The organism is Paenibacillus rhizosphaerae (genome assembly GCF_014192015.1).
In the GTDB taxonomy this organism is placed as follows: Bacteria; Bacillota; Bacilli; order Paenibacillales; family Paenibacillaceae; genus Paenibacillus_AQ; species Paenibacillus_AQ rhizosphaerae.
Genome location: NZ_JACHXJ010000002.1, coordinates 1,307,672 through 1,325,614 on the forward strand (window position 1 = coordinate 1,307,672; position 17,943 = coordinate 1,325,614).

Annotated in this window: 16 protein-coding genes; 9 read left to right on the plus strand and 7 right to left on the minus strand. The window is 45.2% G+C overall.

Features of this window, described 5'->3' with window-relative positions; all coding sequences use genetic code 11:
- Positions 1–274: 274 nt before the first annotated feature.
- Complete coding sequence (locus tag FHS19_RS14605; protein WP_183582497.1) at positions 275–1,000, plus strand: stalk domain-containing protein; 726 nt, start codon at positions 275–277, stop codon at positions 998–1,000.
- 126 nt (positions 1,001–1,126) lie between these two features.
- On the opposite strand, the gene FHS19_RS14610 is transcribed toward FHS19_RS14605, so the two are convergent.
- The 5 genes from FHS19_RS14610 to vanR form a co-directional block, all read right to left on the minus strand.
- Positions 1,127–1,912: a GNAT family N-acetyltransferase gene (locus FHS19_RS14610; RefSeq protein ID WP_183582498.1), complete on the minus strand. Its 786-nt coding sequence runs from the start codon at positions 1,910–1,912 to the stop codon at positions 1,127–1,129.
- Between the two features lie 68 nt (positions 1,913–1,980).
- Positions 1,981–3,936, minus strand: coding sequence for an FtsX-like permease family protein (locus tag FHS19_RS14615; RefSeq protein ID WP_183582499.1), 1,956 nt, complete (start codon positions 3,934–3,936; stop codon positions 1,981–1,983).
- Positions 3,929–4,693: an ABC transporter ATP-binding protein gene (locus FHS19_RS14620; RefSeq protein WP_183582500.1), complete on the minus strand. Its 765-nt coding sequence runs from the start codon at positions 4,691–4,693 to the stop codon at positions 3,929–3,931. The genes FHS19_RS14615 and FHS19_RS14620 overlap by 8 nt, the downstream gene beginning before the upstream one ends.
- A 140-nt stretch (positions 4,694–4,833) precedes the next feature.
- Positions 4,834–5,901, minus strand: coding sequence for a sensor histidine kinase (locus FHS19_RS14625; protein WP_204797525.1), 1,068 nt, complete (start codon positions 5,899–5,901; stop codon positions 4,834–4,836).
- On the minus strand, positions 5,894–6,598 hold the full coding sequence (gene vanR, locus FHS19_RS14630; RefSeq protein WP_183582501.1) for a VanR-ABDEGLN family response regulator transcription factor: 705 nt from the start codon (positions 6,596–6,598) through the stop codon (positions 5,894–5,896). Before vanR ends, FHS19_RS14625 begins: the two co-directional genes overlap by 8 nt.
- 364 nt (positions 6,599–6,962) lie before the next feature.
- On the opposite strand from vanR, the gene FHS19_RS14635 reads away from it, so the two are divergent.
- Complete coding sequence (locus FHS19_RS14635; RefSeq protein WP_183582502.1) at positions 6,963–7,688, plus strand: stalk domain-containing protein; 726 nt, start codon at positions 6,963–6,965, stop codon at positions 7,686–7,688.
- A gap of 166 nt (positions 7,689–7,854) precedes the next feature.
- Here the strand turns inward: FHS19_RS14635 and FHS19_RS14640 are convergent, their stop codons facing one another.
- Positions 7,855–8,604, minus strand: a complete 750-nt coding sequence (locus tag FHS19_RS14640) for an MBL fold metallo-hydrolase (RefSeq protein ID WP_183582503.1) — start codon at positions 8,602–8,604, stop codon at positions 7,855–7,857.
- Positions 8,605–8,908: 304 nt separating this feature from the next.
- Complete coding sequence (locus FHS19_RS14645) at positions 8,909–9,466, minus strand: TetR/AcrR family transcriptional regulator (RefSeq protein ID WP_183582504.1); 558 nt, start codon at positions 9,464–9,466, stop codon at positions 8,909–8,911.
- 252 nt (positions 9,467–9,718) lie between these two features.
- Here FHS19_RS14645 and FHS19_RS14650 point away from each other — a divergent pair, with 252 nt between their 5' ends.
- The 7 genes from FHS19_RS14650 to FHS19_RS14680 all read left to right on the plus strand — a co-directional run bounded on the left by FHS19_RS14650 (position 9,719) and on the right by FHS19_RS14680 (position 17,932).
- Positions 9,719–10,726, plus strand: a complete 1,008-nt coding sequence (locus tag FHS19_RS14650; RefSeq protein WP_183582505.1) for an SDR family NAD(P)-dependent oxidoreductase — start codon at positions 9,719–9,721, stop codon at positions 10,724–10,726.
- A gap of 169 nt (positions 10,727–10,895) precedes the next feature.
- The gene (locus FHS19_RS14655; protein WP_183582506.1) at positions 10,896–11,360 is read left to right on the plus strand and encodes a cupin domain-containing protein; all 465 of its coding nucleotides are present in this window, start codon (positions 10,896–10,898) and stop codon (positions 11,358–11,360) included.
- Between the two features lie 269 nt (positions 11,361–11,629).
- A complete protein-coding gene (locus FHS19_RS14660; RefSeq protein ID WP_183582507.1) occupies positions 11,630–12,790 on the plus strand; it encodes a GntR family transcriptional regulator in 1,161 nt (386 codons plus the stop codon).
- A gap of 353 nt (positions 12,791–13,143) precedes the next feature.
- On the plus strand, positions 13,144–14,094 hold the full coding sequence (locus FHS19_RS14665) for an ABC transporter permease (RefSeq protein ID WP_183582508.1): 951 nt from the start codon (positions 13,144–13,146) through the stop codon (positions 14,092–14,094).
- A 33-nt stretch (positions 14,095–14,127) separates the two neighbouring features.
- Positions 14,128–15,048: a carbohydrate ABC transporter permease gene (locus FHS19_RS14670; RefSeq protein WP_183582509.1), complete on the plus strand. Its 921-nt coding sequence runs from the start codon at positions 14,128–14,130 to the stop codon at positions 15,046–15,048.
- A gap of 90 nt (positions 15,049–15,138) precedes the next feature.
- A complete protein-coding gene (locus FHS19_RS14675; protein WP_183582510.1) occupies positions 15,139–16,797 on the plus strand; it encodes an extracellular solute-binding protein in 1,659 nt (552 codons plus the stop codon).
- 151 nt (positions 16,798–16,948) lie between these two features.
- Positions 16,949–17,932 (plus strand): Gfo/Idh/MocA family protein, encoded by a 984-nt coding sequence (locus FHS19_RS14680; protein ID WP_183582511.1) that lies wholly within the window; start codon positions 16,949–16,951, stop codon positions 17,930–17,932.
- Positions 17,933–17,943 lie beyond the last annotated feature (11 nt).

Sequence of the window (17,943 nt, forward strand, 5' to 3'; positions counted from 1 at the left end):
ATTGACATATAAAATTGTGGATAATGCCCTTGAAAAAAATTCCTGGGGTTCGATTCTATTCAATCTTGTTCATCGTGATTTCGACCCAAAATGTTTACAAGTCGGATACAAGTCGGAGATCGTTTGGAGATAAAGTCGCTCTATAGTTAGATACATAAGGAACACCCGCCTTAAACAAGATAAACGGGGACATGAAGAAGGTTAGCGTTCTACGAAGTACAAAAGACATAGAGCTTGCTCCGGCAGGCAATAAACAATAAGGGAGAGAATAATCATGAAAAATCGTGTTAAAGGAACTATTTTGGCCACGCTTGTCGTAGGAATGACATTATCGGGGACGGCAGGGGTTTATGCCGGTAGCAACTTGCAGAAAATTTCCGCCTACCTCAAGCACAATATCAGTTTCGAAATCAACGGAAAGACCTTTGTACCGACCGATGGAAATGGAAACAAACTGGCCCCAATCGTATACAACGACTCGACTTATCTTCCGGTTCGTGCCCTGTCTGAGGCATTGAAAGCATCGGTTAATTATAATAGCCATACCGGTGTCATCACCATTGATACGCCTTCTGCACCTAACAATGGGAACACAGGTAACCATACAGGAACCGATCTTGTGGCTGTCACTTACTCGTCTTCCCAAATTCAGGAGATTAAGAGCGAGTTCGCGAAATTCGACGGCTTTACTACGGCTTATGCGCCAATGCAGGCAGCAAAAAACGATAGTTTCCAGAAAGTAGCTGCTGGTGGCGACTCGGTAACGTTTGCTTTTAACCATATGACCGTACAGATCTCGCCTCGAGACAACTCGTTCGAATATGATGGCAAAAACATCACGCTCTCCAATGGGGTTCAGGCTAAATGGTATACGCCAAGCAATACCACGATGCTGACTTTTAAACTCGATGACCGTTTTGTTACGCTCTACTCGCAGGATCATTCCCTCTCGAACGCACAACTGGAGAAGGTAGCTGTATCCGTCGCTAAATTGAAATAATTTATTTAGTCCGCTTATGTAGAAGCAGGCCTCCGAAATCATCGGAAGCCTGCTTTTTTGTGTAACAAACATATAATACTTATCTGAAGTAAAGTTAGCTCCACTTGAAAGAATGGAGAACACCAATCATCCGTTAAAAATGCGGATCGTCAGTTCTTCTTGAAAACCAACCTTTGGGTAAACACTTCGAGCCATTGGCGTGGCATGAATCACAGCCCATTTAGCGCCTGATTGCTGTACTTTACTTAATACAAAGGCGAGCGTACTGCTGGCCAGACCTTTCGAACGGTAAGATTCCCTTGTACTGATGTTGTAAAAGCCTGCAACATCCCCCTCGATAAAAGTCGTCAAGGTAGTTACCGGTGCGCCGTTCAAATAAGCAAGATAATGCTGAACCATTGTTGTATCCTTATTTGGACCATCCACAAACACTTTGCTGAAAATCTCAGCCATAGATTCAGGAATGCTAAATCCCTCCAAAATCACTTTACGGTATTGATCTATTTCTTCAGCATCACGTACGGCGCGTACTTCCAGACCCGGGATCGCTGCTCTTTCGTAAGACCAGTCTTTCAGTGAAAGGGCCTGCCCCGAGATCACATCAACCTGGTTGAACTGGTTAATCGCCAGTGCCTGATCTACGGCTTCATCCGGTTTGTGAGAGGAGGTAAGCCAAGAAAGTTTTTGACCCCGCTCGTGGTACGCGGAAGCCAGAGATCTAATTTCGACCACCGGGTCTATACCTTCTGAAGGCTTGAAGGTAAATACACTGTTAAACAAGCCGAACGGAATAGCGGATTCAAATCTTTGCATCCTTTCATCCTCCACGAAACTAAATGCGCCACTAAGCTGACTTAATTTTTCATATGCACGGATCATGCTATCAAAAATCAGGTTTTGAACGTCAGTCATTTAAGGTTCCTCCTATCTCTAAGCTGATTATAGAATCATAAAGTTAATGATAGTCCGCCAATTCCCCGTCATCCTGTAATTCTCCCGATAGACGTTGTTAAAGGTGCTGCAATTTTTCGGTATACCCGTTCTGTCAGAAGAAAAACAGCACCGTAAATGATCAGTAACGCAGCTGCGGAAACAGCGCTGCTGGTTACAATTAGAACGCCATCGTCCATAAACGCAATCTTAAGCAATTTCATCACCATGGGAAGTGCAAAGCACAGGTGCAGCGTGGCAATCAGTATTGGCGAGAAAAAGACTATTAAAATCTGTCTGCGGATGGTGCTGCGAATTTCCTTTTGGCTCATGCCAACCTTTTCCAAAATTTTGAAGCGTTCTTGATCGTCATATCCTTCAGAAATCTGTTTGTAGAAAATGCTCAGCGCTGTTTTCGTGAACAAGATCATGCTAATTAGTATTCCAAGAAACAGCAATCCGCCGAAACGTACGTTAAGCGAGTCGCGGAATGTAAATCTGGAATTGACGGTTAGGCCGAAACCTTCAGCCATTTTAGAAATAGTATAAGAAAAATCGGATTTATCACTTTCACTTCCTGCCAAATCAAACTCATAATACAAGTCGGACGCGCCGTCAGTACCAAAGTAACCTGCCAAGAGACCATCTTCCGGGGATACGATATACAGCCGTTCCAAGCCGTAAATACCGCTGTAATCGTTACTTAGTGGAAATTGCCTCAAATATTCTTTTACGTTAACCTTAACCTTGTTCAGAGCAAAAGAAAGGGTATCGGAATGTATCGCGGCGCTTCCTGAAAATACGAGCACCTCGTCTTTAGCAAGACTGAGGCTTTGACTGGTCAGCCGATTATAGGATTCGAGCGGCATTAAAAAGAAATTATCAGATTTGCTGTCTTCGTTAAGATCGTCTTCAAATTTTCCACCCGTGTATTGTTGGACGTTTACCGTTTGCAGCGAGTGCAGCTTTTTATTCTTTTCAATAAACTTTACCAATTCGGATAGCTTTTCTTTATCAGATGCCGGCGCACTCAATGAAATATCACGGGAAAATTGGTTAGCCACCGAATGACTAATACCAAAATAGAGAGAAACTGTCGTTGTCATAACGAAAAGGGTAGCCGTAAAGAGAATACAAATATTTGAAAGTCCTACGGCATTTTGTTTCATACGATACAGCATGCCGGAGATCAAGGTAAAATTTTTGGGCTTATAATAAAAATTCTCATGACTCCGCAGCAGCTTTAATCCTGCAATGCTGCCAGCGATAAACAGCAAGTACGTTGCAATCGTCACGCAGACAATGGCACCGACCACCGTCTTGATGTCTTTCTCCGGATCGTTTACGGAGAGCGAAAGTGTATAACCGTACAGAAGCAGCCCCAAACCCAAAACAGCCAATAGCCATTTTGCTTTGGGCTCTTTCTCGCCGATTTGCCCTCCCTTTAATAGCTCTGCGGGATTTGTAGTCTGAATTTGGCGTATATCATATAGGAAAATTAGCGAAAATATCACCGTAAAAGTTATGATTGTTTGTGCTGCAGCTCCTACCGATACAAAACCTGTAAACGAAAGCTCTGTGCCGATTATTTTGGACAATGCCGCCGTTACGAATTTATTGGAGCCTACTCCAATGATCAGGCCGCATGCAATCGTAACAAAAGAGCAAATCACGCTTTCCAACAAAATCACTTGGCGAATATGCTTTTTCTCGAGTCCTAGAATGTGATAAAGCCCGAACTCCTTTTTTCGGCGCTTCATGATAAAACTGTTGGCATAGAGCAGAAAAAGAAGGGAAAGGATTGCAAACAAACGATTACCGAACTTCATCAAGTCAATGACAAGATTTCCACCGGACATCGTATTCAGTCCTGAATTCGCGCTGAGACTGGTGACGATATAAAAAAGTGAAACGACGATGACACAGGTGATCAGGTAGGGGAGGATCATCATTGCGTTTTTCTTTAAATTCGTTACCGCCAATCTTCGGAAGAGTTTTTTATTCATGGGAGTTCCCTCCACCCGACATAGCAGAAAGGACGTTGAATATCTTTGGTGTTATATCTTCATTTGTAGATTGCTTAGAGACCTCACTGAAGATGCTCCCGTCCTTGATAAAAAGTACCCTACTGGCGCACCCTGCGGCCCGTACACTGTGGGTCACCATAACGATAGTTTGTCCTTCCCGGTTGATGTCGGAAAACAGCTTCAAAAGCTCATCGGAAGAACGGGAATCCAATGCACCGGTCGGTTCATCTGCCAAGATTAAACTTGGGGATGTAATTAACGCACGAGCTGCTGCAGCTCGCTGCTTTTGGCCACCGGAAATTTCATAAGGATATTTCTTGAGCAGCTTCTCAATTCCTAGTATTTGAACTAGCGGAAGCAGCTTTTCTTTCATTTCATTTCTAGGGCGACCAGACAGTACGAGCGGCAGAAGGATGTTGTCCTTGATGTTGAAATTGTCCAGCAGGTTGAAGTCTTGAAACACAAAGCCCAGATGATCTCGTCGGAAAGAGGACAACTGATCTTCTCTGATGTCCGCATAGGTTGTCCCGTTTAGTAAAATGGAACCTTCTGTCGGTTTGTCCAAGGAAGCCATCATATTTAGCAGTGTGGTTTTTCCTGATCCGGATTCACCCATGATGGCAACATACTCTCCATGGTCAATAGAAAAGGATATATTTGATAACGCCTCGACTTGGTTTCCCCCAAATCTTGTCTTGTATATTTTTTTTAAATTTTTTACCTCTAGAATCCTCATGTATGCTCCCCCTTATAGAACTTCACAAAACAAAACACCCTTCTTTTCAGTACCATTATCGTACTCAAAACAAGGGTGTAATTTATTCGCGGCAGTTCACGGACTTGTGATTTTTTTATTCGGAAATTCTTACGATTTTCTCACGAAAAGGGGAGTACCACAGAAAAAGATATACTGTCGTCCTGGCTTGATGCAAAAATACGGCCTTGGTGTCGTTCTATGATTTCTTTCGCAATAGCAAGCCCGAGTCCCGATCCGCCTGTGCGTGAGGAGCGGGAAGCATCCAGTCGATAAAATTGCTCAAAAATCCGATTGAGTTTCTCGTCAGAAATCGTATGACTGCAGTTCATAAAGTTCAAGGTAATCGCAGTATCCGAAACAGATGCCGTAATTTGTATCTCACTGTTTTCCAAGCTGTAAAGTATGGCGTTACCAATCAAATTGTCAAACACCCTATGGATTTTATCCGCATCGCATCGAAGCTCAAGATCCGAGGGCATCTCTATACGGCATGTAAGATTTTTCTCTACAAGCATCGGCTGAAGTTCAAAAACCAGTTGTTCCAGCATGCGTGTTAGATTCGTTCTGCTGTACTCCAGAGTAATATTTGATAAATTGTAACGGGTGATCTCAAAAAACTCATTAATTAAATCATCCAGCCGTTCCGAATTTTTTAGCGCGACACCAACATATCGGTCATGCATCTCCTGCGAAATCTGTTTTTCGTCCCTAAGTAGCGTCAAGTATCCGATAATGGAGGAAATAGGTGTTTTTAAATCATGCGCAAGATAAACAACCAGATCATTTTTTCGTTGTTCTGCTTCACGGGCAGCACTTTCCTTGTCTTTTATTTTATTCATGACTTGATTGAAACGATCCTGTGTTTCCCGAAGGATTGAAGGGAGTTCCACGGGTCTCTGCTCTTCATTACCGATGATGTCAACTGCCCCAGCCACTTTTGCCAAGTAGGATATGAGCTGAATGCATTGCAGGCCAAGAATGAAAAGTATACACAGGACAAAGCAAGCCGCTGCAAGGTAGAGGATGCGGGATTCAATCCAATGGTATATGCCTCCAGTAGGATTGTCACCCCATATGAAGACGACCATAACAACCACGCATATCAAAGCAAAACTGACTACAGATAAAATAAAAAAGCGTAATAGCATTTGTCCCAGCAAACGGATTTTAAATTTTTTTTCATTCAATTTTATATCCTACTCCCCAGACTGTTTTTATGAATTTCGGCTTTCGCGCCGGTTCATGCAGCTTTTCGCGGAGTCTTCCGATATGCGCCATTATCGTGTTGTTGTTATTTAAAAACTTGTCTTTCCATACCGCTTCGAATAGTTCTTCCGAAGAAACCACTTCTTCTTGGCGCTCACACAAATACCAAAGAATTGAAAACTCAATCGGGGTCAGGGTGAGTTCTTCGCCGTATAAGGTGCATTTATGCGTTGCTTTATTGATAATAAGTCCTCTGATATCATATTCTACGGTATCATTTTTCTCTGTTTGGATTTGATTCTGTCCGTTATAGCTCAAATATCTGCGAAGCTGCGTTTTGACTCTTGCCATAACCTCTATTGGATTGAAGGGCTTGGTAATATAGTCGTCCGCACCGATGGTAAGACCTGTTATTTTATCGATATCCTCAATCTTGGCCGTAAGCATAATGATGGGATAGAAATACTTTTCCCGGATTTTACTGCAAAGTTTGAATCCTTCGATATCAGGCAACATCACGTCTAATATTGCCAAATCCACTTCGGTTCGTTCAATACATTGTAATGCTTCAGTTCCGTTATAAAACTTAAAGACGGAATATCCGTCATTTTTTAAATAAACTTCTAACAGGTCCGCGATATCTTTCTCATCATCTACAATTAAAATTTTCGCACTCACAATTATTCACGATATCCTTTCTTGAAAGGTCGAAGATAGGAAATTTCCCTCATCCGTTAGTGATGAACAACCAGCAAATCATTCTAAGCTTGATTGGAAATTCTGATAATGTCAAGCTGGGTGAATCCTATTCTCCCTGGTAGTTGATTAAGGCAGAATATTATTAGCGTGCGAACGAAAATGTTTACAAGTCGGATACAAGTCGGAGATCGTTTGGAGATAAAGTCGCTCTATAGTTAGATACATAAGGAACACCCGCCTTAAACAAGATAAACGGGGACATGAAGAAGGTTAGCGTTCTACGAAGTACAAAAGACATAGAGCTTGCTCCGGCAGGCAACAAACAATAAGGGAGAGAATAATCATGAAAAATCGTGTTAAAGGAACTATTTTGGCCACGCTTGTCGTAGGAATGACGTTATCGGGGACGGCAGGGGTTTATGCCGGTAGCAACTTGCAGAAAATTTCCGCCTACCTCAAGCACAATATCAGTTTCGAAATCAACGGAAAGACCTTTGTACCGACCGATGGAAATGGAAACAAATTGGCCCCAATCGTATACAACGACTCGACCTATCTTCCGGTTCGTGCCCTGTCTGAGGCATTGAAAGCATCGGTTAATTATAATAGCCATACCGGTGTCATCACCATTGATACGCCTTCTGCACCTAACAATGGGAACACAGGTAACCATACAGGAACCGATCTTGTGGCTGTCACTTACTCGTCTTCCCAAATTCAGGCGATTAAGAGCGAGTTCGCGAAATTCGACGGCTTTACTACGGCTTATGCGCCAATGCAGGCGGCAAAAAACGATAGTTTTCAGAAAGTAGCTGCTGGTGGCGACTCGGTAACGTTTGCTTTTAACCATATGACCGTACAGATCTCGCCTCGAGACAACTCGTTTGAATATGATGGCAAAAACATCACGCTCTCCAATGGGGTACAGGCTAAATGGTATACACCAAGCAATACCACGATGCTGACTTTTAAACTCGATGACCGTTTTGTTACGCTCTACTCGCAGGATCATTCCCTCTCGAACGCACAACTGGAGAAGGTAGCTGTATCCGTCGCTAAATTGAAATAATTTTACCTTCATTCTTGATGGTTATCGATTCGTTATAACCTAAAAACAGCAGATCGATTATGAAAGAGACTTCCGAAATCATCGGAAGCCTCTTTTTGACGATGAGGGGGTAGGATGAGAATACTTTGCTTGAATATGTCTCTGTAGAGTCTCATCAAGACCAGCTCTAGGCATGGCTGCGACTTCCTTTGCCCGCGCTACCGCGCAGCGCCTTCTCGGCATCCGCGATTACACGAGCAATGGTTTGCTGCGGATGCTCCAGCATCGCTCCGTGGCCGACCGCCAGCAGCGTAGGGTTTAACTCCAGCAGCTTGCGCGCGGAGCTAACCGACGTTTCCTTGCTCCAGGTTGCCATAGCGGGGAACGGGAACAATAGTTTCAATCGGCCAGATACCGCCAGGCCGCCTTTAGACTGAAACGCATCACCCGCGATCATTGCGCCGCTTCGCGTATCCTGAAATGACATCGATCCGGGCGTGTGACCTGGGGAGGAAACGGCGGCCAGCGATCCGATTCTGTCGCCATCACGGAGCAGCACATCGGGCTTCGTCACGATTTTTCCGGGCTTCGGAACCCTGCCCTTGATCGGCGTCTGATGCTCCTGCGGCTCCAGTGTGGCGTCGCCTTTCAGCAATTTCGCATCCCTTTCCGAAATATATACCTGCGAGTCCGGAAGTTTGGATTTCAGTCCATCCAAAGCACCGATATGGTCGTTATGCGCATGGGTCAGCACGATTCGGGTAATCGGCTTGCCGATTTGGGCTGCCGTGTTCATAATACCTTTCACGCTATACGGCAGAGCGGTATCGATCAGCGTTAATCCGTCTTCCTCTTCGACGAAATAACAGCTCACTGGGAAAAGATTTGGCATCATAAACGTGAGTTGGTACAGGCCTTTATTTTTTGTCAATCTCATGTTCGTTTCTCCCTGCATTCGTATCGTAACAAATTCCTGTTCAATTCATTTAGTTATGCTCCAATCTGAAAAGACTATACAGGGATTCGTTTGGAAAGACCATTCCGCGCCAAGAAAAAAGGTCGTCCAACAATTCACCACAAAGTCAAAAATGAAAAGGCTGCCAGTAACTGGCAGCCTTAGTTTCATTTGAATAAGTGACTTCAACTTAGCTCATTTCCGTCGGCACACTTCAATTTGCGTAGAGTTTTGCGATTGTTGCTATAATCGGATTTCCCGATAGAAGAGACGAGCCATTCCTCTCCTAGGAGATAAGAATAACCCGGAGCAAATCTTCAATCATTTGGCGAAGTTCCGATGAGTTTCTTGCGACTAATTTAAACCCGCGCAATGCGCTTGTTAAAAGATGCGCCATTCTCTCTGAAGAAAGGCTGTTGGGGATGCCGTTGGATTTCGATCGCGATTCCAAAATAGAGGCCAGTATGACTTCTAGCTTGCTGTAGCTCGCATCGAGTGCCTCCTGAGCGAATGAGAAAGAGCTGTCGGTCACATCTTTTACTTCCGGCGAGTTCAACGATTGATCGAAATTGTTTATAGACCACACTTCGAATGCGTATAAAATTTTCTCTTCAGGCAAATGTTTTGAAGGGAGACCTTCCAGTATTTCTTCGATGAGATTGTCGCCATATAGTAAAATACTCGCGTTAAAAACTTCCTCCTTGTTCCTAAAGTACAGATAGAGACTCGCACGCGAAATGCCGGCGGCCTCTGCGATTTCGTTCATTGATACTCGCTTATAGCCATACTTGAAGAAAACGTCCAGTGCAACGGTTAGAATGTGAAGCTTCTTTTTGTCGTCCATAAAATTATTATTATACACTTTACAAACATTGTCTAGTTGTATATAATCGACACATAGACAAATTACGTTTTTTGTCTAAATATCAAATAGAGAGGATCTTTACCGATGACAGCACCCTAACATTCAAACAGAATTCATTTCTCCAGTTGGCTTCAAAACATTAGTAAGGATCTAGAATTAGAACATTTTCGGACTCTCCCAATAAACGATCAGTTATACAAAAATTCGAGCATATTAAAGGAGATCTTATATATGACAACTAAGCAAACACCCATCGGCTCCGGATTTGGAGCTTCCTCGACAGCCGAAGACGTTATCAAGGGGATCGATCTGTCCGGCAAAATCGCCATCGTCACCGGTGGCTACTCGGGGCTCGGACTTGAAACCGCGCGTGTGCTAAGTTCTGCTGGAGCTAAGGTTATCGTCCCGACGCGTGACCGCAACAAAGCCGCGGCCGCGCTTGCGGGTATTGATGGTATCGAAATTGAAATGATGGACTTGCTGGACCCTGCCTCCATCGATGCCTTTGCAGAGAAGTTTCTTGCCTCCGGCCAGCCGCTGCACATTCTGGTAAACAGCGCAGGCATTATGGCATCTCCCATGAAACGCGACTCGCGAGGATATGAATCGCAATTCGCCACGAACCATCTGGGCCATTTCCAGCTTGTAGCCCGGCTCTGGCCCGCGCTGCGCAAGGCGAACGGCGCACGAGTGGTTTCCGTGTCGTCCTGGGGGCATCACTTTTCGCCTGTCGTGTTCGATGATCCCAATTTCGAACAACGCGAGTATGACCGCTGGGCGGCTTATGGTCAGTCGAAGACAGCCAACATTCTCTTCGCGGTTGCACTGGACCAACGCGGGCAGGCCGACGGCGTTCGTTCCTTTTCCCTTCATCCGGGCAGCATCGTTGGTACCGGTCTCGAAAAACATCTCTCGAGGGAGGAACTTCATGCGTCTGGCGTTATCGACGAGAATGGACAGCCGGTCCTCGACCCGACGAAAAATCTAAAGACGGTAGGGCAAGGGGCTGCTACCAGCGTATGGTGTGCGACGAGCCCTCAGCTTGACGGTATGGGCGGAGTCTATTGTGAAAACTGTGATATCGCCCCTCTGGGACAGGATACAGAGGATGAATTTCATCTGGACAACAATTCGACATTAACGGACTCTGGCGTGATGCCATATGCGGTCGATCCCAAGGCGGCCGATCGACTCTGGAGCCTTAGTGAACAGCTGGTTGGTTTGACATTTGCAATATAATAGAACATTGCAAAGGCGGCAGAACGCCCTTTATGACTGAAGAGGTTCTGCCGCCTAACATTCTCACTATTAAAGTTCTGTTGTCGTTTGAGGCTATACAAAGAAAGCGCAAATGTAATCTTAGAATTCGAATGTGAAGAATGCGTTCATAGAATAGAGGAGAACGAAAATGGAACAGACAAATAAAGCCGTAACTGGCGCAGCTGTTATTTTCGCCAAGGATCTCGAATGGTTCGACACGATGCCGGGCGAACAAATGGCCATTCGCATCCACAGTAATCAAGTTGGAGGAAGGATTACCGTCATCGAAGCGCGTGTACCGGTTTTGATTGGTCCTCCGAAGCATATCCACAAGGAGCGGGAAGAGGTATTCGAGATTCTTGAAGGAACTTTCCGTTTTCAATGCGGGGATGAAGAATTTGAGGCAACTCCCGGAACGAGCGTCGTGGTTCCACGTGGACTACCTCACGCATGGGCTAACGTTGGATCCGAAATGGGGCGTATTCTTTTTACCTTCGCACCCGGGGGCATTGACGACTTCTTCCGAGAAATCGGCCAACATTCACTCGAGGAAATTGGGGGACTGGCCGAGCAGAATGACACACTGATTATCGGGCCTCCACTGTTTCAGTAATCCCGTTAACACGATTTGGAAACCTGACGGTTGGATTCCATATCAATAATCAAACAAAGAGAAGCGGGACAGTCCAGAACCCAATCTGCGCTGTCCCGTTTTTTATTATTCAAATTCCCGGAATTTGGCTATAAAAAGCAAATGAAATCCGCCATATCCCGACCCGGGGGCGCGTAACAACCACAAACAAAGAACGGACATGGAATAAAACGCTTGCATGATTCGTAATTTATATATTGAACATATTGATATGAAATGTGGTGATTCGGATGAACTCAGCGGATAGAATACCTTTGTATCAGATGGTTCAAGACTATATACGCGACTTGATCACGTCGCAGGTAATGAAGGTTGGAGACCGAATACCTACGGAAAAGGAACTCATGGAGCGTTTCGGAGTAAGCAAGATCACTGTCGTTCATGCCTTGTCTGGTCTTGTTAACGAAAAGATCATAACCAGGGTTCCCGGGAAGGGGACTTTTGTAAGCGATCCTGAATATGAAATTCCGACCACATCTCCTAAAAGTGCGGTAAAGCAAACAAATAAAACTAGCGGAGTCATGCAGACGAGGTTAATCGGTCTAATTATGCCCAGCATTTATGATTATTTTACCATCAGACTTGTACATGGAATTCAGCAAGCACTTCATGAGAACGATTACCGTTTCGTTATCTATTTATCGGAGGGCAGCATTGAGAAGGAAAAAGAAGCTATCCAGACCTGCAGTAAAATTGGAGTGGAGGGGTTGCTGATTTTCCCGGTCGACGAGGAATTATTCAATGAGGAAATATTAAGCATGAAATTTGCGGGATTTCCGTTCGTTCTCATCGACCGTTACCTTCCTGGAGTGGAAACTCATTATATCGCATCAGACGGTAGGCTTGGCGCTAATATGGCCGTCAACTACCTGTGGGAGCTGGGGCATCGTGAAATCGCCATATGCTCTGATTCGCCCATACAAACCGTTACCGTTCAAGAGCGGATCGATGGATATATGAATGCCTTCAAGGAAAAGGGATCCCTAATTAACCCTGCCCACATTGTAACCGGTTTTGAAATCGGAAGTCTTGAGCAGGCTGAATCACATCCGCTGTACCGCTATATCCAAAATCGGATGGCAACGGCCTATATTACGCTAAACGGAAGTCTTGGAGTGAAAATCCACCAGATTGCGCGCCAAGCCGGATTGAAGGTGCCTGAGGACATATCCATCATCAGTTTTGACGATCCGACCTCCATTATCGAAGGGTACAGCACCTTCACGCATGTCAAACAGTTTGAACGAGACATGGGCTACCGGGCGGCTTACACGCTGCTTGAGGTCATTAACAGTGATGAGAGCCAACACGGAAAATACATTAAAACCCTCGTGGAGCCGGAATTGGTGATTGGCGAGACGACGGGGAAAAACGTTTTCTCCATCTCATGATATCAACCCGCCCCTGCACCTTTCCCTCTATATATGTAACCTCATAACGAGTCCGACGGCCTTCAATCGAACCTGACAAGGGGAGCGAGGCCAGTTGGACTCTTATTTAGGTCAACCACAACGTTCTCTCATGAAATTCGCTTTTTTTTGACCTGGATATTACTTTGATCCGAATGAGGAAATTATGGAATGATTCCTACACCATATTGAATATATTTGAATCATACAAATGAAACCGCTTGCAACAAAGGAGGGGAAACCGTGCTATATGCCATAGGCAAAAGTGACACCAAAATTTTTGAAGCCCATGCGATATAAAACCCGATACGACGAAGATGTAGGAGGTGTTCGGAATGGTACCCAAAGGTGCTGTTATCCCTGGATTTGAACAATTAAAAAAGAACAGAAAATTAATTAAAATATGGCAATTCAGGTATATATACTTATTTATTCTTCCTGCGATTCTCTGGTTTCTGGTCTTTGCTTACTATCCGATGTACGGCATCTTAATCGCGTTCAAAGATTACAAATTCAATCTGGGGATATTGGGGAGTCCGTGGGCAGGCTTTAAATATTTCGAACAGTTTTTAAACGACTCCAGCTTTTACGATGTACTCCGAAATACGTTATCCATCAGTGCCCTTAAACTTGTTTTCGGATTTCCGGCTCCATTGGTCCTGGCCTTAATGCTCAATGGAATCATGCACAAAAAAATCAAAAGAGTGTTTCAGACGATTTCCTATCTGCCGCACTTCGTGTCGTGGGTCGTTGTCGTCACCTTACTTCAAAAAATCCTGTCTCCGAACGTAGGGCTTATCAATGACATTCGGTACCAGATGGGTTTGGATCCGATCTTTTTTATGGGAAAGCCGGAATTATTCTATCCATTGGTCATCATTTCCGACATCTGGAAAGGTGTAGGCTGGGGTTCGATCATTTATTTAGCCGCGTTAACGAATATCGATCCGCACTTGTATGAAGCAGCGGAAATCGACGGGGCCGGCCGATGGAGCAAACTGTTTAAGATCACGCTTCCATGCCTTACTCCAACGATCGGCATATTGCTTATATTCTCCCTCAGTGGAATCCTGAACGCGGGTTTTGACCAGATCTGGCTGATGCAGTCCCCGGCAACGTTAAGCGTCTCGGAGATACTGGACACATATGTCTTAAAAACAGGCCTTCAACAGGGTCAATTAGCCTATTCAACGGCCATTGGGTTATTCAAGTCTGCAATCTCGCTGCTTCTCATCGTGGTTGTCAACAAAGTATCCAAACGCGTGAGTGACGTATCGTTGTGGTAACCAGCTGGCGCTGAAGATTGAGGAGGTGTGTGTATGGGTGAGAGAAGGCTGACGCTGGCAGATAAAATGTATACGACGCTTAACTATTCGGTGCTGCTTTTATTCTGCGCTACGGCACTCTATCCATTTATCTATTTTCTAGCCCTTTCTTTCAATGATGGCTACGACGCGATGAAGGGTGGAATCTACTTTTTTCCTAGAGTGTTTACATTAGAAAACTATGCTAAAGCTTTTAGCAACCCTTTGATCTTAAATTCGTTTTATATTTCCATTTCCCGTACCCTTATCGTAACGGTTGGCTCGGTATTTTTGACGGCCTTATTAGCCTACGCACTTTCGCGGAAAGGGTTACCCGGAAGAAAATATATCGTATTCTTCTTTTTCTTTACCACGTTGTTCAGTGGGGGACTTATTCCGACCTTTATCCTGTACCGGCAGCTGCACATCCTGGATACGTTTTGGGTGCTGGTATTGCCGTCCCTGTACAACTTTTTCAATGCGATCATCATGAAAACCTTCTTCGATGGGATCCCTGAAGGTCTGTCGGAGTCGGCCCGAATCGACGGAGCAAGTGAGTTGTCGGTATTTGCAAGGATCATATTGCCTCTTTCGATGCCGGTGCTTGCTACCATAGCCTTGTTTGTCGGGGTAGGCGTATGGAATGACTGGTTTACCGGTCAGTTTTTCATACAGAATGAAAAACTGCAGCCTGCGGCTACGTTCCTGAACAAGATGATCAGTGAAGCGTCTTTCCAGTCGATGACGTCGTCGTCGGGAAACAGCGGATCTGCGATTCAAAACATGACCGAGTCTCAGATGGAGCTGCGGGGTGTAACTCCGGAAGCTTTGAGGATGACTTTCGTCATTATTATCACGACCCCGATCATCTGTGTGTATCCATTTCTTCAAAAATATTTTGTCAAAGGCGTATTGGTAGGTTCGCTTAAGGAATAGTTGGTATAAAAGGCCGAGCCTTTTATATATAAACTTCCAATGGAAGGGGATTGTAGGATGAGGAAGAACAGGCGTAGGAGTGTTCTTGCCATGACACTAATCGCTTTGCTGCTGTTAGTGACCATGACGGCATGCACGGGAACAGGCAAAGAAGAGGATGCAGGTACGGTTGACCCGGGTCCGAATAAGTCAGGTACTGAAGAAATAAAGCCGGTCACCTTGACTTTCCTTAGTGCTTGGAACGGCGGCGGAGCGGGTTTCCCGCAGGACCAGAAAAATAACCCCGTAGCCCAAAAAATCAGGGAAAAGACCGGGGTAACATTAAACCTGGAATCCATTACAACAAGCGAAGTAGAGAAACTGAATACCATTTTTGCTTCCGGTACCGTTCCGGATATTGTTAACGCACCTTTCTGGTCTACTACAGGAGGAGAAGGGCAAGTCATCAAAAAGGCGGCTATGGAAGGACAGCTTCTGGATTTAACCCCTTATCTCGATAAATACCCGAATATTAAAAGACTGGTGACGACCGGGATTGCGAAGGATTTTGCCGAGTTCGATCTCAATAGTCCCGATTTTGAAGGCAAGACTTATCTCATTCCTACGGAGACCCCGGACGGAACCCCCGAGAGCATTCATAATTGGAATTACGGCCTTTTTGCCAGGGGAGATATCCTGAAAGCTTTAAATGTAAAAGCGGAGGATATTGATACGCAAGACGAACTGTATGATCTATTGGTCAAGATCAGAGATGGTGGTTTCAAAGATATTGGCGGGAAGCCGGTCATCCCGGCCGGAACGATGTGGGATGGTTGGGATTACGGGCAGTTCCTTGCCGGATGGTCGGATTACTCGATTTCGGACTTCCGTGAAGTGGATGGAAAACTGATCCACTGGACGCAGTCCAAGGATTATGAAGCCAGGCTGTTATACATGAGAAAGCTATTAAAGGAAGGTTTGTTTGATCTTGAAGCTTTCAACAATACGAGTACAACAGCAAATGAAAAGCTTACGACGGGCAAGCTGGCCGTATTCGGAGCCCAACCGATGTTAGCTGATTTACAAAAAACGCTGTATAAGACGAATCCGGAAATGCAATATGAACTACTCGGACCGATGAAGAATAAGAACGGAGACATTCGTACGCAAGTTGAGAAACCCGGCCGTTCCGGTTTCCCTGTCCTGTTCTTGAGCGCTGACATCAAAGATCCCGATGCGGCATTGCGGTACATCGATTATGTCAACAGCGAGGAAGGCCGACTGCTTGCGTATTTCGGGATCGAAGGAACGCACTACACCCTGGAAAACGGGATGCCCCAATGGATGCCGGATGTGAAAAAACAATTCGATGAAAACCCGGATCTGAAGAGAGACGCAGGGCTCAATTTCCTGCCAGGAAGATTCATCGGGGCATTCTCCAACGAAGTCACTTGGCCTACGCCTGAAGATCAAAAAACGCAGTGGCAAAAGCTGGAGGAGAGCTTCTCGGCAAAAATGCCTATCAAAATCATAGACAAAGTCAGCGCCAGCTACCTTGCAAGAGAATGGCCTAATTATCAGGAATTTATCAGTAAAACGAGCAGTTTGAATTTCGATGACGAATTTAAGAAAGCACTTTTTGCGCCGTCAGATGAAGAAGCTCTAAATATGCTTCATAATGTTCAGGGGAAATTTAAAGCTGCTGGTGTCGACGAAATGGCGGAGTTCGTAGCTCAAAAAGCAGCGGAAAGAGATGATGTAGGGTTCTAGATAGTATGAAAGAAAGAAATTTCAAATCAAAACTTTAGTTCATTCGATATCATGAAGAATTATGGGGTGGCGTTACTGCCATCCCAATTCACTTTCTAACGAGTATTCAAACACATACGACAACCATTATACGATGACGGAGGGGAAACGCATGTTGAACGTTGCGATGTTAAGTAAATGGCATGTGCATGCAGCTGATTACGCCAGAAGGCTTCAAAATCATGGAAATGTTAAGATTACAGCCGTCTGGGACGAACAGCCTGAACGCGGAAGCGAATGGGCTGCTGAGTTGGGAGCGGATTTTGAAGCGGATTTGGACACTTTGCTGCAACGGGAAGACGTCGATGCAGTCGTGGTGGATGCCCCTACAAGCATGCACGCAGACGTCATGGTAGCCGCCGCTGAGGCCGGCAAACACATTTTTACCGAGAAAGCCATGGCTCTTACCACCCAGGAATGCGATCGGATCTCTGCAGCGGTACGCAAAGCGGGCGTCAAGTTTTGCATTTCATTTCCTGCTCTTACAAGACCACACCCATTGTTCGCTAAACAACTGATCGATGACCAAGTATTAGGGGGCATTACCCTTTTGCGTATTCGTAACGGCCACGACGGTGCTTTGAACAATTGGCTGCCGGAATACTGGTATGACGAAAAGCAAACGGGGGGCGGAGCCATGATGGATTTGGGCTGTCATCCGATGTACATCGCAAGTATGCTGCTCGGTAAGCCCAAAAGAATCACATCCATGTTTCATTACTTCACTCATCGTGCAGTGGAAGATAATGCGCAGTGCTCCATTGAGTTCGTAAACAATGCGGTCGCGCTTGTCGAAACAAGTCTTGTTACGTATAAAACTCCTTCCGCCCTTGAGATTTATGGCACGGAGGGCACCTTGATGGTCTCAGATAATACCGTTAGAGTCATCTCGAAGAAGCTCGATTTGCCTTTCTCCGGATGGATTTCACCGAACCAACTCCCGAAAGAGCAGCCGCTTCCGATCATCCAATGGGCGGATGCATTGCTTCATGACAAGCCGATGCCCTTCGGACTGGAAGAGGGGACGAAATTGACGGAGCTATTGGAAGCGGCATACACCGCTCATAAGGAAAACCGGACGGTAGAGTTCAAATAACGCAGGGGAGG